Origin of the sequence: Streptomyces sp. NPDC056948 (assembly GCF_042674225.1) — a bacterium.
GTDB classification, from domain to species: Bacteria; Actinomycetota; Actinomycetes; order Streptomycetales; family Streptomycetaceae; genus Streptomyces; species Streptomyces purpurascens.
Window position 1 is genome coordinate 1 of the sequence record NZ_JBHUQX010000049.1, and the last position, 22270, is coordinate 22270.

Annotated in this window: 23 protein-coding genes; 9 read left to right on the forward strand and 14 right to left on the reverse strand. The window is 71.1% G+C overall.

Annotated elements, in window-relative coordinates; translation table 11 throughout:
- Positions 1-29: 29 nt before the first annotated feature.
- Complete coding sequence (locus ACFTZL_RS09065) at positions 30-956, reverse strand: helix-turn-helix domain-containing protein (protein WP_382579875.1); 927 nt, start codon at positions 954-956, stop codon at positions 30-32.
- A gap of 180 nt (positions 957-1136) precedes the next feature.
- On the opposite strand from ACFTZL_RS09065, the gene ACFTZL_RS09070 reads away from it, so the two are divergent.
- The 3 genes from ACFTZL_RS09070 (at position 1137) to ACFTZL_RS09080 (ending at position 3549) form a co-directional block, all read left to right on the forward strand.
- Positions 1137-2177 carry an NAD(P)-dependent alcohol dehydrogenase gene (locus ACFTZL_RS09070; RefSeq protein WP_382579876.1) on the forward strand — a complete coding sequence of 347 codons (1041 nt, stop codon included), beginning with the start codon at positions 1137-1139 and terminating at the stop codon, positions 2175-2177.
- An 87-nt stretch (positions 2178-2264) separates the two neighbouring features.
- Positions 2265-2648, forward strand: coding sequence for a VOC family protein (locus ACFTZL_RS09075; RefSeq protein WP_382579877.1), 384 nt, complete (start codon positions 2265-2267; stop codon positions 2646-2648).
- Between the two features lie 139 nt (positions 2649-2787).
- A complete protein-coding gene (locus ACFTZL_RS09080) occupies positions 2788-3549 on the forward strand; it encodes an SDR family oxidoreductase (RefSeq protein ID WP_382579878.1) in 762 nt (253 codons plus the stop codon).
- A gap of 13 nt (positions 3550-3562) precedes the next feature.
- Here the strand turns inward: ACFTZL_RS09080 and ACFTZL_RS09085 are convergent, their stop codons facing one another.
- From ACFTZL_RS09085 to ACFTZL_RS09105, 5 genes are all read right to left on the reverse strand, one after another.
- A complete protein-coding gene (locus ACFTZL_RS09085; RefSeq protein ID WP_382579899.1) occupies positions 3563-4492 on the reverse strand; it encodes a DUF5829 family protein in 930 nt (309 codons plus the stop codon).
- A gap of 90 nt (positions 4493-4582) precedes the next feature.
- On the reverse strand, positions 4583-5269 hold the full coding sequence (locus tag ACFTZL_RS09090) for a DUF4389 domain-containing protein (protein ID WP_382579879.1): 687 nt from the start codon (positions 5267-5269) through the stop codon (positions 4583-4585).
- 66 nt (positions 5270-5335) lie between these two features.
- Complete coding sequence (locus tag ACFTZL_RS09095; protein ID WP_382579900.1) at positions 5336-6454, reverse strand: AI-2E family transporter; 1119 nt, start codon at positions 6452-6454, stop codon at positions 5336-5338.
- Between the two features lie 62 nt (positions 6455-6516).
- Positions 6517-7185 carry a peptide-methionine (S)-S-oxide reductase MsrA gene (gene msrA / locus ACFTZL_RS09100; RefSeq protein WP_382579880.1) on the reverse strand — a complete coding sequence of 223 codons (669 nt, stop codon included), beginning with the start codon at positions 7183-7185 and terminating at the stop codon, positions 6517-6519.
- 88 nt (positions 7186-7273) lie between these two features.
- Positions 7274-8392, reverse strand: coding sequence for a hypothetical protein (locus ACFTZL_RS09105; RefSeq protein ID WP_382579881.1), 1119 nt, complete (start codon positions 8390-8392; stop codon positions 7274-7276).
- Between the two features lie 163 nt (positions 8393-8555).
- On the opposite strand from ACFTZL_RS09105, the gene ACFTZL_RS09110 reads away from it, so the two are divergent.
- The gene (locus ACFTZL_RS09110) at positions 8556-9710 is read left to right on the forward strand and encodes a cystathionine gamma-synthase (RefSeq protein WP_382579882.1); all 1155 of its coding nucleotides are present in this window, start codon (positions 8556-8558) and stop codon (positions 9708-9710) included.
- A gap of 22 nt (positions 9711-9732) precedes the next feature.
- Here ACFTZL_RS09110 and ACFTZL_RS09115 read toward each other — a convergent pair whose 3' ends face one another.
- From ACFTZL_RS09115 to ACFTZL_RS09125, 3 genes are all read right to left on the reverse strand, one after another.
- On the reverse strand, positions 9733-9981 hold the full coding sequence (locus tag ACFTZL_RS09115) for a hypothetical protein (RefSeq protein ID WP_382579883.1): 249 nt from the start codon (positions 9979-9981) through the stop codon (positions 9733-9735).
- Positions 9982-10006: 25 nt separating this feature from the next.
- Positions 10007-10510 (reverse strand): sigma factor-like helix-turn-helix DNA-binding protein, encoded by a 504-nt coding sequence (locus ACFTZL_RS09120; protein ID WP_382579884.1) that lies wholly within the window; start codon positions 10508-10510, stop codon positions 10007-10009.
- A gap of 135 nt (positions 10511-10645) precedes the next feature.
- The gene (locus ACFTZL_RS09125) at positions 10646-11152 is read right to left on the reverse strand and encodes a MarR family winged helix-turn-helix transcriptional regulator (protein WP_382579885.1); all 507 of its coding nucleotides are present in this window, start codon (positions 11150-11152) and stop codon (positions 10646-10648) included.
- Positions 11153-11315: 163 nt separating this feature from the next.
- Here ACFTZL_RS09125 and ilvA point away from each other — a divergent pair, with 163 nt between their 5' ends.
- The 3 genes from ilvA to ACFTZL_RS09140 all read left to right on the forward strand — a co-directional run bounded on the left by ilvA (position 11316) and on the right by ACFTZL_RS09140 (position 14525).
- Positions 11316-12545 (forward strand): threonine ammonia-lyase, encoded by a 1230-nt coding sequence (ilvA, locus tag ACFTZL_RS09130; protein ID WP_382579886.1) that lies wholly within the window; start codon positions 11316-11318, stop codon positions 12543-12545.
- A 148-nt stretch (positions 12546-12693) separates the two neighbouring features.
- The gene (locus ACFTZL_RS09135) at positions 12694-13671 is read left to right on the forward strand and encodes an ATP-binding cassette domain-containing protein (RefSeq protein WP_382579887.1); all 978 of its coding nucleotides are present in this window, start codon (positions 12694-12696) and stop codon (positions 13669-13671) included.
- Positions 13668-14525, forward strand: a complete 858-nt coding sequence (locus ACFTZL_RS09140) for an ABC transporter permease (protein WP_382490088.1) — start codon at positions 13668-13670, stop codon at positions 14523-14525. Before ACFTZL_RS09135 ends, ACFTZL_RS09140 begins: the two co-directional genes overlap by 4 nt.
- A 55-nt stretch (positions 14526-14580) precedes the next feature.
- On the opposite strand, the gene greA is transcribed toward ACFTZL_RS09140, so the two are convergent.
- Positions 14581-15078 carry a transcription elongation factor GreA gene (gene greA, locus ACFTZL_RS09145; protein ID WP_382579888.1) on the reverse strand — a complete coding sequence of 166 codons (498 nt, stop codon included), beginning with the start codon at positions 15076-15078 and terminating at the stop codon, positions 14581-14583.
- Positions 15079-15257: 179 nt separating this feature from the next.
- Positions 15258-15656, reverse strand: a complete 399-nt coding sequence (locus tag ACFTZL_RS09150) for a DUF4307 domain-containing protein (RefSeq protein WP_382579889.1) — start codon at positions 15654-15656, stop codon at positions 15258-15260.
- Between the two features lie 147 nt (positions 15657-15803).
- Between ACFTZL_RS09150 and mca the strand changes: the two genes are divergently transcribed.
- The gene (gene mca / locus ACFTZL_RS09155; RefSeq protein ID WP_382579890.1) at positions 15804-16685 is read left to right on the forward strand and encodes a mycothiol conjugate amidase Mca; all 882 of its coding nucleotides are present in this window, start codon (positions 15804-15806) and stop codon (positions 16683-16685) included.
- Positions 16678-16989 carry a hypothetical protein gene (locus ACFTZL_RS09160; protein WP_382579891.1) on the forward strand — a complete coding sequence of 104 codons (312 nt, stop codon included), beginning with the start codon at positions 16678-16680 and terminating at the stop codon, positions 16987-16989. The genes mca and ACFTZL_RS09160 overlap by 8 nt, the downstream gene beginning before the upstream one ends.
- A 41-nt stretch (positions 16990-17030) precedes the next feature.
- Here ACFTZL_RS09160 and ACFTZL_RS09165 read toward each other — a convergent pair whose 3' ends face one another.
- Genes ACFTZL_RS09165 through ACFTZL_RS09175 form a run of 3 tightly spaced genes read right to left on the reverse strand, consistent with a single transcriptional unit; the run spans position 17031 to position 22232 of the window.
- The gene (locus ACFTZL_RS09165; RefSeq protein WP_382579892.1) at positions 17031-18020 is read right to left on the reverse strand and encodes a hypothetical protein; all 990 of its coding nucleotides are present in this window, start codon (positions 18018-18020) and stop codon (positions 17031-17033) included.
- Positions 18017-19354, reverse strand: coding sequence for a CHAT domain-containing protein (locus tag ACFTZL_RS09170; RefSeq protein WP_382579893.1), 1338 nt, complete (start codon positions 19352-19354; stop codon positions 18017-18019). The genes ACFTZL_RS09165 and ACFTZL_RS09170 overlap by 4 nt, the downstream gene beginning before the upstream one ends.
- A gap of 13 nt (positions 19355-19367) precedes the next feature.
- Positions 19368-22232 (reverse strand): hypothetical protein, encoded by a 2865-nt coding sequence (locus ACFTZL_RS09175; protein WP_382579894.1) that lies wholly within the window; start codon positions 22230-22232, stop codon positions 19368-19370.
- Between the last annotated feature and the right edge of the window lie 38 nt (positions 22233-22270).

The window sequence follows — 22270 nt, forward strand, 5'->3', positions numbered from 1 at the left end:
CTCGGCTTCCGGCGGGCCGTTCGCGTGTCTCAGGCCGGTGGGGCCGACCTCCCGGCCCCCGCCCGGGTCGCGTCCGCGCCCCAGCTCGCCAGCAGGCGCAGGGCCTCAGCCGACGGCGTGCCCGGTTCCGCGTGATACGTGATCAGGGACTGCTCGGAGTCGTCGACCAGGCGGAACGTCTCGAAGGACAGGGTCAGGTCGCCGACCAGCGGGTGCCGCAGGCGCTTGACGCCGTAGCTCTTCTCCTTGACGTCGTGCGCGGCCCACAGCCGGCGGAACTCCTCACTCTTCACGGAGAGCTCGCCCACCAGGGCGGACAGCCGCGGGTCGTCCGGGTGGCAGCCCGCGTCCATGCGCAGATAGCCGACCATGTCCTGCGCCTTCTGGTCCCACTCGACGAACAGGTCGCGGTACTCGGGCCTGAGGAACACCAGCCGCGCCCAGTTCCGCTCCGGCGCCGGCAGCTCCCCCCAGTCGCCGAAGAGGGCCGCGGCCATCCGGTTCCAGGCCAGGACGTCCGAGCGGCGCCCCACGATGTACGCCGGGACCGTGTCGATCGAGTCCAGCAGATGCCGCAGCGTCGGCCGCACCTGCTGGGTGCGCGCCACCGGCTTCTTCTTGAGCTGCTTCGGCTTCGCCAGGTGCATCAGGTGGGCGTGCTCGGCGTCGCTCAGCCGCAGGGCCCGCGCGATCGCGTCCAGCACCTCCGCCGAGACGTTGCGGCCGTTGCCCTGCTCCAGCCGTGTGTAGTACGCCACGGAGACCCCGGCGAGCTGCGCCAGCTCCTCGCGGCGCAGCCCCGGCACACGCCGCCGCCCGAACTCGGGCAGCCCCACGTCCTCCGGCTTCAGCCGGGCACGCCGGGTGCGCAGGAACTCACTGAGCTCGGCACGCCGGTCCAGGCCCCCGCCGGACTGCGATGCGGGCTCCTGTACGGGTTCGGGCTGTTCGTCCATGCCCTCCAGTATTCATGGTCGTACGCACACGAGCCTGACCCCGCCAGTGGTACGCACCGTGTGCGTACGCAAAACCGTGGTCTGGGTAGACGCTCGCGATTTCGGCACGCTGGTGAACGTGCCCGGTCAGAAGATCCAGAAGGCAGCCGGGCACGGAACCCCCGCTAGGAGAACCCCGGCATGACCACTGTCGCCGCGTACGCCGCACCCGCCCCCAAGGCTCCGCTGGAGCGCACCACCATCGACCGCCGCGAGGTCCGCGAGTTCGATGTCCTGATCGACATCAAGTTCGCCGGCATCTGCCACTCCGACATCCACCAGGCCCGCGAGGGCTGGGGCGAGGCGATCTTCCCGATGGTCCCCGGCCACGAGATCGCCGGTGTCGTCACCGAGGTCGGCCCGGGCGTGACGAAGTTCGCCGTCGGCGACCGCGTGGGCGTCGGCTGCATGGTCGACTCCTGCCGCGAGTGTGAGAACTGCAAGGCCGGGCGCGAGCAGTACTGCGTCAAGGGCAACATCCAGACGTACAACGCCGTCGGCAGGGACGGCGAGCCCACCTACGGCGGCTACTCGCAGAAGGTCGTCGTCGACGAGAACTTCGTCCTCGGCATCCCGGACGGCATCTCCCTCGACGTCGCCGCGCCGCTGCTGTGCGCCGGCATCACCCTCTACTCCCCGCTCAAGCGCTTCGGCGCCGGCCCCGGCAAGAAGGTCGCGATCCTCGGCCTGGGCGGCCTCGGCCACATGGGCGTCAAGATCGCGCACGCCCTCGGCGCCGAGGTCACCGTGCTGTCGCAGTCCCTGCGCAAGCAGGAGGACGGCCTGCGGCTGGGCGCCGACCACTACTACGCCACCAGCGACCCGAAGACCTTCGAGGAGCTGAACGGCACGTTCGACCTGATCGTGTCCACGGTGTCGGCCCCGCTGGACTTCAACGCCTACCTGGCGCTGCTGAAGCCCGAGGGCACCCTGGCGAACGTCGGCGCCCCCGAGGAGCCGATCTCCCTCAGCCTCTTCTCGGTGATCGGCGGCGGCAAGTCGCTCGCCGGTTCCATGATCGGCGGCATCCCGGAGACCCAGGAGATGCTGGACTTCTGCGCCGAGCACGGCCTCGGTGCCGAGATCGAGCTGATCCGCGGTGACCAGATCAACGAGGCGTACGAGCGGGTGCTGGGCAGCGATGTGCGGTACCGGTTCGTGATCGACACGGCGACGATCTGAGCTTGACCATGAGGGCCTCGGAAGCACGGTGATCGTGCGCCGGGGCCCTCAGCGTTGAGTATCGTGGATCGGGAGGGGAGGCCCACCATGACCGTGCAGCTGAACCACACCATCGTCGTCGCGCACGACAAGCGCGCCTCGGCCCGGTTCCTCGCCGACCTCCTGGGACTCGACGTGAGCCCGCCCTACGGCCCGTTCCTCCCGGTCGAGATCGCCAACGGCGTGACGCTCGACTACATGGACACCCCCGGCGCCATCACGCCGCAGCACTACGCCTTCCTCGTCTCGGAGGACGAGTTCGACGTGATCTTCGGCCGTATCCAGGAGGCCGGTCTGACGTACTGGGCGGACCCGTTCCACAGCCGCCCCGGCGAGATCAACCACAACGACGGCGGCCGGGGCGCGTACTTCGACGACCCCGACGGCCACCGACTGGAGATCATCACGAGGCCGTACGGCAGCGGCGGCTGATCTCCCGGATCTCCCGGATCTCCTTTCCTGTCACGTCTCCTCTGGTTGTCACATCTCCCGGCCTGGTTGTCACATCTCCCCGCCGCCCTCCGTCATACCGGCGAAGGCGAACCGCGAAGTCGACAGTCGGGGAGTAGTCATGACGTCATCCATCCTGGTCACCGGCGGCACGGGCACCCTGGGCGGCCATGTCGTCCCGCTGCTGCGCGCGGCCGGCCACGACGTGCGGATCCTCAGCCGGAACGCCCGCCCCGCCGCGGACGGCATCGAGTACGTCACCGGCGATCTGCTCAAGGGCGAGGGAGTCGAGGCCGCCCTCGACGGCGCGGAGACCGTGCTGCATCTGGCGGGCGGCCCCAAGGGCGACGACGAGGCGACCCGCAATCTGGTGCGCGCCGCGTCCCGGGCCGGTGTGCGGCACCTGGTCTACATCTCGGTCATCGGCGCGGACCGGGTGCCGCTGGCCTGGATGCGGACGAAGCTGGAGTCGGAGCGGGCCGTCGCCGACTCGGGCATCCCGTGGACGACCCTGCGCGCGGCCCAGTTCCACGACCTTGCGCTGACCATGGTGGAGAAGATGGCGAAGCTGCCGGTGTTCCCGGTCCCCGGCGGTCTCCGGCTCCAGCCGGTCGACTCCCGCGAAGTCGCCGCCCGCCTCGCTGAGTTGACCCTCGGCGCCCCGTCCGGCCTCGTCCCGGACCTGACCGGGCCGCACGTCCACGACCTCGCCGGCCTGGCCCGCCCCTACCTCCGCCTGCGGGGGCGGCGCCGCCCGATGCTGCCGGTGCGCATCCCCGGCAAGGCGGGGCGGGCGTACCGGGCAGGGGCGAACCTCACCTTGCGAGGGGCGGAGGAGGGGAAGCGGACCTGGGAGGAGTTCCTGGCGGAGCGGCTGGGCTAGAGGGCTTCTGTCCTCACCGGGAAGCCGGCCGGTCCTGGTCGCCGAAGGTCCACACGGCACGGGGCCCCGGGCCGACGGCGAGGGTCGACTGGCCGATCCGCTCCTCGTGCCGGTACGACACCGGCCCGTTCAGCGACATCTCGACCTGCCGCAGGCCCACCTGGTCGAGGGGCACGGCGTCGAAGCGGAGTGTGGTGGTGCCGCCCTTCGCGACGACGCCCCCGCCCGGCAGGGAGCGCACGGCGAACCCGCCGGCCTTCAGCAGCGGCACGGTGTTGGCGAGGTCGCGTGCGGTCACCGCGAGCCGGATGCCGGTCACGTCCCGCATCAGGTGGTCGCGGTAGGCGTCGGGCAGATAGCGCTCCCGGCCCACGTCATCGGGGTGTGCGGCGGGCTCGGTGTTGCCGCGCGGGTCGGCGAAGTACTCCTGCCGGTACTCCATGCCCCAGGCGCCGAAGAGGTCGTACTGGTCGGTGGTGAAGACGGCGTCGAACCACGGCACGGGGACGCCGTCGCCGAAGTCGCGCGTCTGCCGGAACTCGATGGGGTCGCTGATCCCCTGCTCGCGCAGCCGCGCGAGCACCGTCGCCAGGTCGCCCTTCCGCTCGGTCGAGACGCCCATGCCGGTGGAGCCGAGGGTGCCGTCCTTGCCGGGCAGGTCGCCGACCCCGAACAGTTCGAGGTAGGTCTCGCGCCCCATCAGATAGCGGCCGGTCCAGGTCTGTCCGCCGGAACCCGTCGTGGTGCGGACCTGGAAGTTGGCGAAGTCGCGCAGATAGGCGGAGTGCTCGATGGCGTCGGCGGTCTCCCGGTCCAGGACGCCGTAGGCGTGGTTGTAGAACAGCAGCTGGCGTCCCCCCGCGGTCCCGCCGTCGTCGGCCTGCGCCGAACTCACCCCGCCCTGGACCGCCCCCGCGAGGGCCAGCGCGACGACCATGATCACCTGTAACGCTCGTCTGAGAACCATGCGAAGGAGCGTAGAGCGGGAGGAATCGGTTCCGCTGGGGATTCCGGCGCTGTCCGGAACTCCTTGTCAGGGACCCTTGGTCAAGGGCCCTTGGCCGGGGGACTCCTGCCCGCCCTGGTCGAGCCGGAACGGCGGGTACTGGTCGGTCATCAGGGCGGCGTAGGCGGTCACCCGCGCGCACCAGCGGGCGAGGCCCAGCAGGAAGTCGAAGAGGTGCCGTGGATAGCGGGCGGTGAACAGCAGGATGACCACCGCGACCAGGGAGAGCCAGGTCATCAGCCCACCGCCCCGCCAGCCGTTCCCGTCGTGCCAGCCCGAGCCCCAGCCGCCGCCCACGAACATCGCGACGACGATGTACTGCGGGATCGCCAGCAGCCACCACTTCACCAGCACCAGTCCGCGCGACAGCCGCTCGGGATAGACGACGTCGAAGTGCGCCGGATAGTCGGGCACGTCGGCGAGGGTGAACGGCGGGTACCGGTCGGTGCCGAGCGCCGTGTGGGCGTAGTAGCCGACCCGCCAGTTCCAGCGCAGCACACCGACGTTGAAGTCGAAGAGGGACCGGGGGTACCGGGCCGTGAACAGGATGGCGAAGAACGCGATGACCGTCACGACCGCGAACGCGATCCACAGGAAGAACAGCACGATGTAGTGCGGGATGGCGAGCAGCCACTTCACCAGCCACAGCCATCGGGACAGCCGGGCGTCGACAGACGCCTCGATACGCACGGGCGACGCGGTGACAGGAAGCATCTGGCGGAACTCCTTTCGCCTGCAGATTCGCAAGCGAGGAGGAGTCCCGCGACCTGGACGGGGCCGTTAGGACGGCACGGGGGCGGTGGTGTCCGGCTCGTCGGTGCCGTCAGGTTCCCGCGGCGGGTCGCTGAGCTGCTCGCGCACGTAGTTCCACACCACCGCGATCAGCGCGGCGATGGGGACGGCGAGCAGACTGCCCACGATGCCGGCCAGACTGCCGCCCAACGTCACGGCCAGCAGCACCACGGCCGCGTGGAGGCCGAGCCCACGACTCTGGATCATGGGCTGGAAGACGTTCCCCTCGAGCTGCTGCACCACCACGATGATGGCCAGCACCATCAGCGCGTCCGTCAGGCCGTTGGAGACCAGCGCGATGAGGACCGCGACGAAACCGGCGAACAGGGCGCCGATGATCGGCACGAACGCGGAGACGAAGGTCAGCACCGCCAGCGGGAGCACCAGCGGCACGCCCAGGATCCACAGACCCAGCCCGATCAGGACCGCGTCGAGCAGGCCGACGGCCGCCTGGGACCGTACGAAGGAACCCAGGGTGGCCCAGCCGCGCGCGAACACGATCGGGACGTCGGTGGCGAACCGGCCCGGGAGCTGCCGGGACAGCCACGGGAGGAACTTCGGCCCGTCCTTGAGGAAGAAGAACATCAGGAACAGCGCGAGGACGGCGGTGACCACTCCGCTCACCACGGTGCTGACGCCGGTGACGACCGTGCCGACCATGCTGCCGACGCCCTCCTGGGCGCGGGCGACCGCTGAGTCGAACGCCTTGTTGATCTGGGCGTCACCGATGTTCAACGGCGGTCCGGCGGCCCACTCGCGCAGCCTCTGGATGCCCTCGACCACGCCGTCGGTCAGCTCACCGGACTGCGACGCCACCGGCACCGCGATCAGCGCCACGACGCCCACGGCGACCAGCAGGAACAGCACGGTCACGAGCGACGCGGCGAGTGCTGGCGGCCACCCGCGGCGACGCAGGGAGCGGGCCGCGGGCCAGGTCAGCGTGGTCAGCAGCAGTCCGACGACGAGCGGCCACACCACCGACCACATCCGGCCCAGCAGCCACAGAGAAACGGCCAGCATCACGAAGACCAGCAGCAACTCCGCGGACACCCGCGCGGACAGACGCAGCGCGTGACGGGCTTTCGCCGGACTCAGGGTCGAACTCAAGGGGGCAGTCACGGGGGCACCCTATTGCCAGGGAGCCCCCGCGTATTCAGTGGTACCGGGGTTCAGCCCTCGGCCTTGGCCACACCGATCGGGCAGGACACGCCCGTGCCGCCTATGCCGCAGTATCCCGCCGGGTTCTTGTCCAGGTACTGCTGGTGGTAGCTCTCGGCCGGGTAGAAGGGGCGGCCCTGGGACGGGGCGATCTCCGTGGTGATCTCGCCGTGGCCTGCGGACGTGAGGACCGCCTGGTAGGAGTCGCGGGAGGACTTGGCGGTGGCCGCCTGCTCGGGGGTGTGGGTGTAGACCGCCGAGCGGTACTGCGTGCCCACGTCGTTGCCCTGGCGGAAGCCCTGCGTGGGGTCGTGGGACTCCCAGAACGTCTTCAGGAGGCGCTCGTACGAGATCAGCTTCGGGTCGAAGACCACGCGCACGACCTCGGTGTGGCCGGTCAGGCCCGAGCAGACCTCCTCGTATGTGGGGTTCTCGGTGTGGCCGCCCTGGTAGCCCGCCAGGGTCGTCCACACTCCTGCCGGGAGCTGCCAGAACTTGCGCTCGGCGCCCCAGAAGCAGCCCAGGCCGAAGTCGGCGACCTCCAGGCCCTCCGGGTAGGGGCCGAGCAGGGGGTTGCCGAGGACGGTGTGGCGGTCGGGGACCGTGAACGACGGGACCGGGCGGCCGGGCAGCGCCTGCTCGGGGGACAGGAGCTGGGGCGTACGGCTGTGCAGGAACATGCGGTCTCCAATCGGGGCGACGCCGCGCCGGGGCGACGGTCCTTACAACGTGCGGCGGCCGGGGGGAATTCCGGCCGGAGCCCGTGCCTCAGTGCGGCAGGGTCGCCGGGCTGCCGCCGTTCGCCTCGTAGCCCGCCACCGCCAGCGCCCGGTACACCGCGAACTCCGCCGCCGGGTCCTCGGACAGGGTCCAGGGCAGGGCGCCGACGTGGCCGTCGATGTGTATCAGCTGGCTCATGGCCTCCGCCCAGCGCTCGCTGCGGACCAGGAAGAAGAGCAGCAGATGCCGGGCGTGCGCCAGCATCGGGTCGCCGGCACGGGCCGAGTGCACCGCGTGCAGCGCGCCGTGCATCGCCTTCGTGACGACCTCGGACTGCCAGAAGCTGCTGACCAGGGTTACCTCGGGGAGGTGCTCGAACACCGCGAACAGGGGCATCGCCGCGAGCAGGGAGCCCTGGGGCGCGCGGGCCGCCGCGGCCTCGGCGAACGAGTAGGCCAGCTCACGCGAGCCGTGCCACTTCTCGCACCAGTAGTGCAGCGCGGCCAGATGCGCACCCATGTGCGCCGGGTCGCGGTCCAGGATCTTCAGCCAGACCTGCTCGAAGTCCTTCTGCGAGTAGCCGAGCCCGCGGGCCACCGACAGCTCGATGATGTACGGGACCGGATCGCCGGGGGAGAGCAGCGCCGCGTCGCCGCACGCCGACCTGGCCTCCTCCATGATGATCCGGAACTCGTCCGTCCCCGGCGTCGCCGTCCGCCACGCCTGCTGCACCAGGAACTCGGCGTGCACCGCCGCGCCGCCCGCGTCCTTGGGTGCCTCGGCCCGCCACACCCGCAGCCACTGCCCGCCCGGCGCCTCGCCGACCCCGCCGGGCCGCTGTGCGAGCTCCAGCGAGGCGGCACCCGCGAAGGCCTGCACCCGCTGCCAGCGCCGCTCGCCCTCGATCTCCGTGCCCGCGAGGAGCTGCTGCGCCGCGCGGTAGTCCTGGGAGCGCTGCACCACGTCCAGGACGTCCAGCAGGTCCTGGTCGGGGCCGGGCATGCGGATGTCGAGCTCCTCCTCGCGGACGAAGCCGTAGTTCGCCGGGTCCGCGGCGTCCGGGTGGTCGGGCGAGACCAGTCCGACCGCACCGCGCCTGCGCCGCAGGAAGGGGAGCAGCACGAAGCCCAGCATGACCAGCGCGATCAGGACCCAGAGAATCTCCATGCAACAAGCGAACCAGACCGCGCCGACAATTGGCCAACCTGCTCCCCGAACCTGTGGAAAACCCGGACGAGTAGCCCCCGCGGCCCTGTGGAAAACCCGGCTCCGGGCGCGCGTCGACTCGTACTCCGGCACTCTTCGCGTCGGCGCACTACCCTCGGTCCTCATGAGCGACAGGCACATCAGTCAGCACTTCGAGACGCTCGCGATCCACGCGGGCAACACCGCCGACCCCCTGACGGGCGCGGTCGTCCCGCCGATCTATCAGGTCTCGACCTACAAGCAGGACGGCGTCGGCGGTCTGCGCGGCGGCTACGAGTACAGCCGCAGCGCCAATCCCACCAGGACCGCGCTGGAGGAGAACCTCGCCGCCCTGGAGGGCGGCCGCCGCGGTCTCGCGTTCGCGTCCGGGCTGGCGGCCGAGGACTGCCTGCTGCGTACGCTGCTCAGCCCCGGCGACCACGTGGTCATCCCCAACGACGCCTACGGCGGCACGTTCCGGCTGTTCGCCAAGGTCGTCGCCCGCTGGGGCGTGGAGTGGTCGGTCGCCGACACGAGCGACCCGGCGGCCGTACGGGCCGCCCTCACCCCGAAGACCAAGGTGGTGTGGGTGGAGACCCCCTCCAACCCGCTGCTCGGCATCACCGACATCGCCGCCGTCGCTCAGATCGCCCGGGACGCGGGCGCCCGCCTCGTCGTCGACAACACCTTCGCCACGCCCTACCTCCAGCAGCCGCTGGCCCTGGGCGCGGACGTCGTCGTGCACTCGCTGACCAAGTACATGGGCGGCCACTCGGACGTGGTCGGCGGCGCGCTGATCACCAGCGACGCCGACCTGGGCGAGGAACTGACCTTCCACCAGAACGCGATGGGCGCCGTCGCCGGGCCCTTCGACTCCTGGCTGGTGCTGCGCGGCACCAAGACGCTCTCGGTCCGCATGGACCGGCACAGCGAGAACGCCGTCAAGGTCGCCGACATGCTCACCCGGCACGCGCGCGTGACGAGCGTGCTGTACCCGGGCCTGCCGGAGCACCCCGGCCACGAGGTCGCCGCCAAGCAGATGAAGTCGTACGGCGGCATGGTCTCGTTCCGTGTCGAGGGCGGCGAGGAGGCGGCCGTCGAGGTCTGCAACCGCGCCAAGGTGTTCACGCTGGGCGAGTCCCTGGGCGGCGTCGAGTCGCTCATCGAGCACCCCGGCCGCATGACCCACGCGTCCGCCGCCGGCTCGGCCCTCGAGGTCCCGGCCGACCTGGTGCGGCTGTCCGTCGGCATCGAGAATGCCGACGACCTGCTGGAAGACCTTCAGCAGGCGCTCGGCTAGAGCGGCCCCGGCCCTCCAGGGGTCACCAGCCGGTGAGGGGTGGAGTCGTGTCCGACGGCGGCTCCACCCACGGCTGGGCCGTCAGCGCCCACACCGTGAACGCCACGGCCGCTGCGAGCAGCAGCAGCCACAGCAGTCGGCGGGCCAGCGTCCTGCGCCGCAGCATGCGGCCGCCCCGGCGCACCGCCTCCGTGTGGATCTCCGGCGGCACGGGCCGCGGCGCCTGCTCCATGAGCCGCCGCACGGTCGCCTCGCGGTCGTTCCCGCTCATGGCGGTCTCCGCTCGCCGGAAGGGCTCATGACGGGACCGCCTTCGCCGCCGTCACCGCCGGTGCCGGTCCCCGCGGCCGGTGCAGCAGGGTCGACGTCGCCCGGTGGCAGATGGCCCGTACGCGCTCCGCGGACAGGCCGAGCAGGGCGGCCGTCTGCTCCTCGGCGACGCCTTCGTAGAGCCTGAGGACCAGGATCAGGCGCTCCTGCGGAGTGAGCGGCGCCAGAGGGCTGGCGGGGTGCGGGCGGGCGCGGCCGAGGCCGCCGTAGTGGTGCCAGGTGCCGCGCGCGAAGCGGGTGGCGAGGTACTGGCGGGTGCGGTCGTACGGATCCTCGCCGCGCAGCCGGTCCCAGCACGCGTACGTGTGCGCCAAGGACAGGGTCAGCAGGCGCCGCGCGCGGGGATTGTCGTCCGGGGCCTCCGCGGTGAGCAGGGTGGCGGTATGCAGCAGCCGTCCCGCCGCGCCCGCGACGAACGCGTCGAACTCCCGGGCCCGACGGGTCGCCTGGGACGCATGCCGTTGTCGCATCACGCCTCCCGCCCGCCGGCGACCCTGAGGATGCGGGCCCGGCCGCGTACGGACGCGACGGTCGCGTACGACAGGACCCGGTCTCATATCAGGCCAGGGTCGGCCCCGCGGTCAAGAGCCGCGCACGGCCGGCGCTCAGGACGGCGACTGCGTCTCCGGCCCCGGCACCCCCGGCACCGCCATCCGGGCGGACAGCGCGCTGTTGAAGCGAGTGAGGAGCGAGCAGAACGCCTCGCGCTCGTCCGGCTCCCACTCCTCGGTCAGTTCGGCCATCAACTGCCGCCGCGAGGAGCGCACTTCCTCCAGCCGGGACTGCCCGCGCGGGGAGAGCTGGAGCACCACCGCGCGTCCGTCCTCGGGGTGCGAGGTGCGCTTGACCAGGCCGGTGTCGACCAGCGGAGCCACCTGCCGGGTGACCGTCGACGAGTCGATCCCCATGCTCGCGGCGAGCGCCTTGACGCCCATCGGGCCTTCCTTGTCGAGACGGTTGAGCAGCAGGTACGCGGCGCGGTCCATGGAGTTGCGCACCTGTCCGACTCCGCCGAGCCGGGTCTGTTCGGCACGGCGGGCGAACAGCGCCACCTCGTGCTGCAGCGTGTCGAGAAGACCGGTGTCACCGACGGTCGTCATGTCCATCGACATTTCAGGTGTTGTGGGCATCGCCGGGGGCTCACTTCGTGGAGGGCTGGCTGATTGGGGGACAGGGTACGCGGCCGGGGGGCGGGTCGTACCGGCGCTTCACAAAGCGGGTCTCGGAGGTTGGTCACAACCGTCGTTCCCGCCTGTGAACTGCGATGCTGGTGTCATGAGCTACAGCACGGCTGACTCCTTGCGCCCCGTCACCCTCGACGATGTGCGCGGCGCCCAGAAGATGCTCTCGGGTGTGGCGCGGGTGACCGCGATGGAAGGCAGCAGGCACCTGTCCCAGATGGTCGGCGCGCCGGTGCATCTCAAGTGCGAGAACCTCCAGCGGACCGGTTCGTTCAAGCTGCGCGGCGCGTACGTCCGGATCGCCGGTCTGCTGCCCGAGGAGCGCGCCGCCGGTGTCGTCGCCGCGAGCGCCGGAAACCACGCGCAGGGCGTCGCCCTGGCGTCCGCGCTGCTCGGCGTGCGCTCCACGGTGTTCATGCCGAAGGGCGCCCCGCTGCCCAAGGTCAGCGCCACCCGGGACTACGGGGCCGAGGTACGGCTGCACGGCCAGGTGGTCGACGAGACGCTGGCCGCCGCGCAGGAGTACGCGGCCGAGACGGGCGCGGTGTTCATCCACCCCTTCGACCACCCCGACATCATCGCGGGCCAGGGCACGGTGGGCCTGGAGATCCTCGAGCAGTGCCCCGAAGCGCGCACGATCGTCGTCGGCATCGGCGGGGGCGGTCTCGCCGCCGGGGTCGCGGTGGCGGTGAAGGCCCTGCGGCCCGACCTCAAGATCGTGGGCGTCCAGGCGGAAGGCGCGGCGGCCTACCCGCCCTCACTGGCGGCGGGGCGGCCCGTGACGGTCGAGAACCCGGCGACGATGGCCGACGGCATCAAGGTCGGACGGCCCGGCGACGTGCCGTTCGGGCTGGTCGGCGAGCTGGTGGACGAGGTGCGCACGGTCAGCGAGGACGAGCTGTCCGCCGCGCTGCTGCTGTGCCTGGAGCGGGCCAAGCTGGTCGTGGAGCCCGCCGGGGCGAGCCCGGTCGCGGCGCTGCTGAGCGAGCCCGGCGCGTTCGAGGGCCCGGTCGTCGCGGTGCTGTCGGGCGGCAACGTCGACCCGGTGCTGATGGAGCGGGTGCTGCGGCACGGCATGGCCGCGCAGGGCCGCTACCTGGCCGTCCGGCTGCGGCTGACGGACCGTCCCGGCGCTCTCGCCACAATTCTGGGCGTGTTGTCAGTGGTGGACGCTAACGTCCTCGATGTGAGCCATGTACGAACCGACCCACGGCTCGGGCTCACGGAGGCGGAGGTCGAGCTGCACCTGGAGACGAAGGGCCCGGCGCACTGCGCCGAGGTCGGCCGGGCGCTCCGCGACGCGGGCTACACGGTCATGAACTGAGCAGGCGCCGGAGCCGGCCAAGATCCCTTTTTCTCACGGAACGCGACACCGATAAAACCTATTGTGAGACGCGATACATCGCGTTATGGTGTGTTCGTGCGAAGCATCAGCCAGCAGTCCGGCGATCCCCGAAGACGTGGAGACTCATATGCCAGGCGCCATCTATGCCGAAGGTCTGGTCAAGACCTTCGGTGACGTCAAAGCCTTGGACGGTGTCGACCTCGATGTACCCGAGGGCACGGTCCTGGGCCTGCTCGGGCCGAACGGCGCGGGCAAGACGACCACCGTCCGCTGCCTGACCACCCTGCTGCGCCCCGACAGCGGACGCGCGATCGTCGCGGGCATCGACGTGCTCAAGCAGCCCGACGCCGTCCGCCGCTCGATCGGCCTGTCCGGCCAGTTCGCGGCCGTCGACGAATACCTCACCGGCCGTGAGAACCTCCAGATGGTCGGCCAGCTCTACCAGATGCGGGCGAAGGCGGCGAAGGTGCGCGCGGTCGAGCTGCTGGAGCAGTTCCACCTCACGGACGCCGCCGACCGGCCCACCAAGACCTACTCCGGAGGCATGCGCCGCCGGCTCGACCTCGCGGCGGCCCTGGTCGTCTCGCCGCCCGTGATGTTCATGGACGAGCCGACGACCGGCCTCGACCCCCGCAACCGCCAGCAGTTGTGGGAGGTCATCAAGCAACTGGTCTCCGGCGGTACGACGCTGCTGCTGACCACCCAGTACCTGGAAGAGGCCGACCACCTGGCGCACGACATCGCGGTGGTCGACCAGGGCCGGGTCATCGCCCAGGGCACCTCCGACCAGCTCAAGGCCCGCACCGGCGGCGAGCGCGTAGAGCTCGTGGTGCACGAGCGCGAGCACATCCAGGCCGCCGCCGAGGTCCTCGCCGGCTTCGGCAAGGGCGAGACCACGGTCGAGGAGCACATGCGCAAGCTGACCGCGCCCGTGACCGGCGGCGCCAAGCTCCTCGCCGAGGTCATCCGCGAACTGGACACCCGCGGCATCGAGATCGACGACATCGGCCTGCGCCGGCCGACCCTCGACGACGTCTTCCTGTCCCTGACGGGACACGTGGCCGAGGTCAAGGACGAGGCGAGCGACAAGGAGGTCGCCCAGTGAGCGCCGTCACCGACACCGTGCGGGTCGCGCCGGCCGCGAACCCGGTCAGCCAGTCGATCCGGGACTCGATGGTCGTTGCAAAACGCAATTTGATCAGAATGTCCCGTATTCCCGAGATGATTATCTATGGGCTGATCCAGCCCATCATGTTCGTGGTGCTGTTCACCTATGTCTTCGGCGGTTCCATGCAGATCGGCAGCAGCACCAGCGCTGTCGACTACAAGAACTTCCTGATGGCCGGCATCTTCGCGCAGACCGTCACGTTCGCCACGGCCAGCTCCGGCGCGGGCATCGCCGACGACATGCACAAGGGCCTCATCGACCGTTTCCGCTCCCTGCCCATGGCGCGCGGCGCGGTGCTCACCGGGCGCACCCTGGCCGACTCGGTGCAGACGGCCCTGACCCTGGTGGTGCTCGCGGTGGTCGCCCTCCTGGTGGGCTGGCGCGTCGGGTCGGACGGCAGCACGAACGCCGGCAAGGTGCTCGGGGCCTTCGGCCTGCTGCTTCTGCTGGGCTACGCGTTCACCTGGATCGGCGCCCTGATCGGCATGTCCGTCCGCACCCCCGAGGCGGCCACGTCCAGCGGGCTCATCTGGCTCTTCCCGGTCACGTTCATCTCGAACGCGTTCGTGGACACCAGCCACATGACCCCCTGGCTGCGCCACATCGCCGAGTGGAACCCCTTCAGCGCCACGGTCCAGGCCTGCCGTGTGCTGTTCGCCAACCCGGGCCAGTCGCCGTCGGACGCCTGGCCCATGCAGCACCCCGTCTGGGCCTCGCTGATCTACTCGATCCTCATCCTGGTCGTCTTCCGGACGCTGGCGGTGCGCAAGTACCGGTCCGCGACGGCATGACAATGCCCCCGGCGCCGCAGCGACGCCGGGGGCAGGTCAAGGCTCGACGGTCGGCTCAGCCGTCGTACGGATCGGCCTTGATGATCTTCACCGAGGCCTTCTTGCCGTTCGGCAGCTCGTACTCGGCGTCCTCACCGACCTTGTGGCCGAGCACGCCGGTGCCCAGCGGGGACTGCGGCGAGTACGTCTCGATGTCGGAGCTCGCGTATTCGCGTGAGGCGAGCAGGAACGTCAGCGTGTCGTCCTCGTCGCCGTCGAACGCGATCGTCACGACCATGCCGGGCGCCACCGCACCGTCCGCCGCGGGCGCCTCGCCGACCTTCGCGCTCTCGAGGAGCTGGGTGAGCTGGCGCACCCGGAGTTCCTGCTTGCCCTGTTCCTCCTTGGCCGCGTGGTACCCGCCGTTCTCACGCAGGTCGCCCTCCTCGCGCGCAGCGGCGATCTTCGCGGAGATCTCCGTTCGCGCGGGACCAGTAAGGTGCGCAAGCTCAGCCTTGAGCTTGTTGTACGCCTCCTGGGTCAGCCAGGTGACGTTCTCGCTGGTCTGGGTCACAGGTGCTCCTCGTAGGTACTGGGAATACAAAGCATCGCCCTACCCAGAAGAATGTTCCTTCACGGATGGGCGAAACCACGAGCCTAACAATTCAGGAGCAGAAGGGGGAGGACATAAGCCACCAGATTCACGTCAGCGCAGGTCAGGCGCTACGTATTGCAGGTGATGTCCGTGCGGCCTCAGTCGGCCTGGCAGCCCTGCAGCTCGGCCGTCGTCCCGGGCGCGGTGGTGCGCAGCGTGAAGACCTTGTCGATGACGGTGGCGTCCCCGTCGAAGCGCACTTCGGCCCGGCCCACCACGGAACCGTCCTCGGCCTGTGAGCGCACGGTGCAGTAGCCGGTGGCCTCGGCGTCCTTGCGGACCTCCAGATGCACCTTCACGGATTCCTTGCCGGGCTCGAAGCTGATCACTTCGGCGCTGATCTTGTTCTGGGCGACGTAGTGGTAGCCGAACCAGCCGACGAGGCCCAGCAGTGCCACCGCGAGGACGGAGCCGATGATCTTGAGTTTGCGATCGGCGCGCTCGTCCGAGGTACGGCCGTAACGGCCCTCGGGCAGTCGCGTGCTCGCCGTACTCATGATCGTCCTCCAGGCAGGGCCGGGGCGAAGGTCCCGGAAGAGGCCCTGTGGCCCGGCCCCGGAATTATTCGCCCCCCGGTTCGGTCACTATAGAAGCCGCTGATTGCGCCGACGCACACAGGGCGCCGACTTACTGAGGATTGAGTCTTGACTGACCAGTTGCGACTGATGGCCGTGCACGCCCACCCCGACGACGAGTCGAGCAAGGGCGCGGCGACCATGGCGAAGTACGTGTCCGAGGGGGTGGACGTGCTGGTCGTGACCTGCACGGGCGGGGAGCGCGGCTCCATCCTCAATCCCAAGCTTCAGGGCGACAAGTACATCGAGGAGCACATCCACGAGGTACGCAAGAAGGAGATGGACGAGGCCCGGGAGATCCTCGGGGTCAAGCAGGAGTGGCTCGGCTTCGTCGACTCGGGGCTGCCCGAGGGCGACCCGCTGCCGCCGCTGCCGGAGGGCTGCTTCGCCCTGGAGGACGTCGACGTGGCGGCCGGGGAGCTGGTGCGGAAGATCCGCGACTTCCGCCCCCAGGTGATCACCACCTACGACGAGAACGGCGGCTATCCGCACCCCGACCACATCATGACCCACAAGATCTCGATGATCGCGTTCGAGGGGGCGGCGGACACCGAAAAGTACCCGGAGGACGAGTACGGCCCGGCGTACCAGCCGCTGAAGATGTACTACAACCAGGGCTTCAACCGCCCCCGCACCGAGGCGCTGCACCAGGCGATGCTGGACCGGGGCCTGGAGTCGCCGTACGGGGACTGGCTCAAGCGCTGGGACGAGTTCGGAATGAAGCAGCGCACGCTCACCACGCACGTACCGTGCGCCGACTTCTACGAGATCCGTGACAAGGCGCTGATCGCGCACGCCACGCAGATCGACCCGGACGGGGGCTGGTTCCGGGTGCCGATGGACATTCAGAGGGAGGTCTGGCCGACGGAGGAGTACGAGCTGGCGAAGTCTCTGGCCGATACCTCCCTCCCCGAGGACGACCTCTTCGCGGGCGTCCGCGACAATGCCTGACATGAGCGCAAGCGCAAGCCTGGCAATGACGCACTTCGTCTCCTTCGCCAAGGAGGTCGACGAGGACAAGGTCACCCCCGGCGTCCTCGGCTTCATCGTCTTCGCGGCGATGGCCCTGGCGGTGTGGGCCCTGATGAAGTCCATGAGCCGGCACATGAACAGGGTCGACTTCACCCAGGTCCCGGACCCCAAGGCCGAGCAGGCGGAGGCGGAGGCGGCGGCGGAGTCGGAGTCCGAGTCCGGGTCGAAGGAGTCCGCCGAGAGCGCCGCGGGGTCCGCGAAGAAGCCGTCCGCGAACGGCTGACCACCCGGCGGCCGCTCAGCGGCAGCGCGTTGTCACCGCTGTCACCGGCTGTGGGCGGCCAGTGACAGCAGCAGGTGCGCCGTCTCCGGCCGCAGATGGTCGGAGTGGGCGCCCGCCGGGCCGTGCCCCCGGACGAAGACGTCGCTCGCGTCCACGCTGACGAAGCGGTGGTCGAGCGCGCTGAGGGGATAGGGCTCGGCGGGCGGCAGCATCCGGACCGCCGAGACGGGGGCGGGCGCGGTCCCGATGCCCGCGTGGCCGACACCCGCCCGCTTCTCGGCCCGCAGATGCCAGAAGCCGGTGGCGCGGTCGTGCTGGGAGTACGTCGCGACCACAGGGCCGCGCAGGGGCGCCTCGGAGAGGGCCGGGAAGCCGGTCGCGAACGCGTCGCGCGGAGCCGCCATCTGCAACAGCAGCATCGAGTCCACGGTGAAGGGCCGGCCGGGCGGCTCCGGTGTGCTCCAGCCCAGGGTGAGCGGCTCGTCGGCGGCCCACTGCACGGCCTCGCACAGGAAGCGGCAGCCGAAGGAGTGGCCGATCAGGTGCAGATACTGGCCCTCGCGGTTGGCGAGGACCGGCGGGGCGGCCGGGTCCCCGCGCCGGCCGTCCAGATAGCCGAGCAGCCGGCCGATGACATGAGCCGCGTGGCCCCGTCTGCTCATGGCGTGCGCCCGGTCCCGGATGCGCCGGTAGCCCCCGAGCGAGGGCAGCGAGCGGGAGGGCCAGCGGACCAGCACGGTCCACGGCTGCCACGGCCGCAGCCCCCGGTACAAGGCCTGGCGGCGGTCGTACTGCGCCGTGGCGAGGGCCAGCAGGCGGCGGACCGCCACCAGGGCCGCGTCGGGGTCGGTCTGCCAGCCGTGGACGTAGACGAGGAGGTCCGTCGCCCAGGCGGGCGGGGACAGCTCCTCGTGGAAGTGGTCGGCCAGCCGGTCCGCGGGTACCGGGCGGGGGCCGCGGTGCGTCTCCTCCAGCAGCCAGCCGTCCGGCCCCAGGTCGACGGTGCGCACGGTCGCGTCGGCAGGGCTCATACGGGCACCTCCCGTTCGGCGTCGGCGTCGGGCGCGGCGGCCCGTTCCAGGCGGGTGTCCATGCCGTGGTGGAGGGCGTAGGCCAGGCCCAGGGGATTGTGCAGTTCGTCGGCGAAGTGCCGGGCCACCGCGAGGGCGATGCGGCCCGCGGTCTGCGTCCCGTCCAGATAGCGGGTCAGGAACTCCAGCGCGTACTCGGCCGCGAAGACCTGCGGTATCTCTATCTGCGGGCCCAGCACACCCCGCGCCCCCGCGTCGACGAACGCCCGGCTCAGGAATCTGGCGTCCGTGCTTCCCTCGGGCAGCCCCGCGTAGCAGGCGTTGAGGACGACGAACGGCTGGAAGGGGTGGTCGATGCCGAAGCGGCGCCGCCGTTCGCGGATCGTGTGCGCGTCGATGCTCTTGTGGTCGGTGAGGCTGAGCACCAGGGAGGGCGGCTGTGCCCCGTCGGCGGTGAAGCGGCCGTGGCACCAGAAGTACATCAGCTGCTCGCACAGATCGGACCGGGCCAGCGCGCTCACCAGTTCCTGCCAGGTGGACCGCTCGACGAACCGGGTGCCCTTGGCGAGGAGGGCTGCCACGTCGGCGGCCCGGGTGCGGCCCGCCCGGTCGACGCGCGTGTCGTGGTTCAGGCTCACGGCCGGCACCTCGGGGGCGTCACGGAGGCCGGCGAGCCAGGGATAGGCGCCGCCGGTCTGCTCGATCTGATGGCGGTGGCCGAGGAAACGGCGGAAGAGCGCGGGGAGGGCCTCCGCAGGGGGCTCGGGGTCGGGCGGCAGGTCCTCCGCCGCCAGGCACACCATCGGCCAGGGCAGATGCAGGTCCGAGTCGAAGCGGATCCGCAGGCCCTCGCCCCGGGCCAGTGCCTCCGTCAGATAGCTGCGGAAACGGGCGATGCGCGGGTCGGTGCCGCCCAGCAGCGTGCCGTACAGCAACTCCGAGCCGACCAGGGCGAGTTCCTCCATGAGGGCCGTCAGCTCGCCCACGGGACGGGAGCGCAGGTCCACCAGGGAGGCGTACGGGGTCTCCGGTTCGCCCGCGGCGGGGCGGCCGTCTGCCGTCGCGGGACGGTGGTCGACGAGGACTTCTTTCCACATCCGGCACAGCCGGGCCGCGACGGACCGCACCTCGGCGGGATGCACCGCCAGATCCACCCGGTGCTCGGTGCCGTGCAGCGACGGGACGGCAGGGCCGTACAGCCGCGCCCTGAGACGGTCGTCGCCGAGGACGTCCAGGGACACCGTGATGTCCGGCCCCTCGGTCAGCGCGTCGGGCAGGGCGGTGAAGCCGCGGCTGGGGTCCTGGACGATGCGTACGTGAAGCTCTCTTGGCATGCGCGGGGCGTTCCTAGCGGCCTCGGTGCGTGACGGCTTCGGGCGAGGACAGCCCACCGTGCTCGTCGTGATCCAGGATGTCGAGTTCTGTTTCCACTTGTTGCAGGACCGTCCCGGTGCGTTCGAGGGCGATGGTGAAGCGGATGCGGTGGGTGCCGGTGCGATGCGCGGTGAAGGTGAACTCGGCGCCGTGCGCGGCGTGTTCCGAGGGGCGCAGCAGGGCGCTGGCGGGGTCGACGGACGCGGGGGTGAGGGGCGCGGCCGTCACCATCAGCCAGGGCCGGTCCGCCCCTGAGGCTCCCCAGGGGTGGCCGTCCTCGGGGGAGACCCGCAGGAGCAGACGGGCGGTGGTGTCCTCGGCGGGGGTGTCGTCGAGCAGGGTGACGCGGACGCGGCAGTGGGGGCCGGCGGGACCGGGCAGGTCCAGGAACCAGGGGCCGGTGTGGCGGACGGCGACGGTGTCACGGGCGTGGGAGGGGATGGTCCGGCCTCCCAGCACGCCACCGACCTCCCAGAACCGCGTGATGTCCCGCATCAGTTGTTCCGGGTCCGGGATCGGGATGTCGTGCGGGAAGGAGGCGGCGAGGGCCGCGACGGAGCGCGGTCCGTCCCCATGCAGGTGGTTCCGGTGTGCGGCCCTGACGGTGGCCGTCCATGCCAGGCCGTACGCGTCTCCCAGGGCCCGGAAGCGACCCTCCGCCGAGTCCAGGAGAGGCAGGTTGAGGTCGCTGGGCTTGCGGCGGGCCACCATCTCCAGCTCGGTCCACGCCGTCCCGAGCGGGCATCCGATCTCCCCGAACTGCGCCCAGACGGGCCCGAGCGACACCAGTACGGGCGCCGAGTGGGCGTCGTCGCCGGCGGAGGGCAGGAGAACGGCCCGGTGCTCCGTCCAGGCGCTGCCGAGGTCGTCTCCGCACCTCCGGAAGAGGTGCGCGGCTTTCGCCAGCGACTCGTGGGCACCGTGGAGTTCGCCCTGCCCCAGACCCCCGGCGGCCCGGTACAGGATCGTCCACGCCGCCCCGCGGACGTCCCCGGCGCGCTGGTGCTGTGCATGTGCCTGCCGGCCCAGTTCATCGGCTGCCTTCGGCGCGCGGCGCCCCAGCTGGAGCCGGAGCCGTTGCGTCATGACCCAGTTCCTGCCGCGGGTGTCCGCGACGGACAGCAGTAACTCGTCGGCCTCGTCGAGCAGCCGTTCGGCGTCCGTGTCCCGGCCGCTCAGCAGGCACACCCGGGCACTGTGCAGCAGCGTCCAGCCGAGCCCGCGCCGACACCCTGAGGCCCGGTGCAGGGTGGCTGCCCGCAGGAGCGCCCGCTCGGCCTCCGCCACCTCGCCCTGGTCGCACCGGACGGCCCCGAGGACCAGCAGTGCCCAGGCCGTGTGCCGGTCGTCGGGGCGGGCGTCGTCCCCGAGCAGCCCGTCCAGCACCCTCAGCGCGCCGGACAGTTGCCCCGACCGGTGGCACAGGGCGGCGGCGTGATGGATGGCGTCCGGGTTGCTCCACTTGTCGGTGTCGTACAGCGCTCTGGCCTGCTCCAGCAGGCCCAGGTCGGCGGCGAGCGAGCTGAGCGCCCGGCGTACGGAGAGGATGGGCCACAGCCGGTGCAGCGCCACGAGCCGGTGCGCGTCACCGAGGACGGCCAGCAGCAGGGCCAGGCCGTCCGCGATCGCGTCCTCCTGCCGCCCCCGGTGCGCGCTGTTGGCGAGCAGGGACAGGAACTCGTCCAGGTGGGGGACGAGTTCCCGAGGGGCGAGGTCTTCGTCTGAAGGGCCCATGTGGTGCTCGGGCAGGGCCCGGCCGTCCAGCGCGGCGGCGGTGCCCTGGAGGGAGCGCTCCGCCCACAAGGCCGTGACGATCTCTACCGAGGGCACCGGCTCCGCCGCCCGTACGACGTCCGCCACCGGTTGGGGAAGACAGAAGGTCCCGTCGCTGCTCCACCGCTGCACCAGCTCCTTGGCGAGCAGGCCGCCCAGCACGGAGCGCACGTCGCTCGGGTCGCCGTCCAGCGAGCAGAGCAACTCCACCGTGTGCTCAGTGAACGGTGCACCGGAGTTCCGCTCCGCCAGACGTCTCAGCAGCGCCCGCTGATCGGTCGTACAGTCCTCCAGGGCCAGCCGCACGAGCCGCCCGGGCCCTGATTCGCCCGGCCGCGGCTCCGGCCGCGGCACCATCCTGTTGGCGATGAAGAAGCTTGCGATCCGGGCGAGTGCGGGCAGCCCCTGCGCCGCGCTGACCAGAGAGCCCGGCCAGGACGCGAGTCCGTACCAGGTGTCGTGGTCTCTCCAGGGCGCTCCGGTCGCCATCCGGGCGACGAGATCCCTGCTCGCCCTGAAACCCAGGGGATCGACGGCGAGCAGCCGGGCCCCGATGCGCCGCCAGCCGGTCTCCTTCCGTGAGGTGACGAGCACCGCCAGGCCGCGACAGTCACGCAGGAAGGGCAGCATGCCCCGCACCACCGGGGGCGCGGCTCCGTCCAGGACGAGTAGGCGGTCGCGAAGCTGCCCGGTGAGTTCGCCGCGCAGGGCGCGCCGGAACGCGCGGTCGTCGCCCAGAGCCGCCCCCACGATGGCGGCGCGTGACCCGCCGCTCTCGCTGAGCAGCCGTAAAAGCGTGGGTTCCACGTCCGCGGGAGTGGCGTCGTAGAGGGAGATCCAGTGCGTGCGTACGGCGTAACGGCGGGCGGCCCGGGCGGCCAGGGCGGACTTGCCGACGCCTGCCGGGCCGTGCAGCACCATCAGTGTGGGGAGGCTGCGGCCGGACGGCGGGGGCGGGGCTGTGCGCAGCTCCAGCCACGTCCCGATGCGGCGGAGTTCGGCCGCCCGCCCGAAGAATCCCCCGAACGTCGGAGGCGGTGTCGGATCGCGAGGGTCCTGTCTCAATGGCTTCCCCCCGTCGGCCCGCCCCCATCGGCACTGTC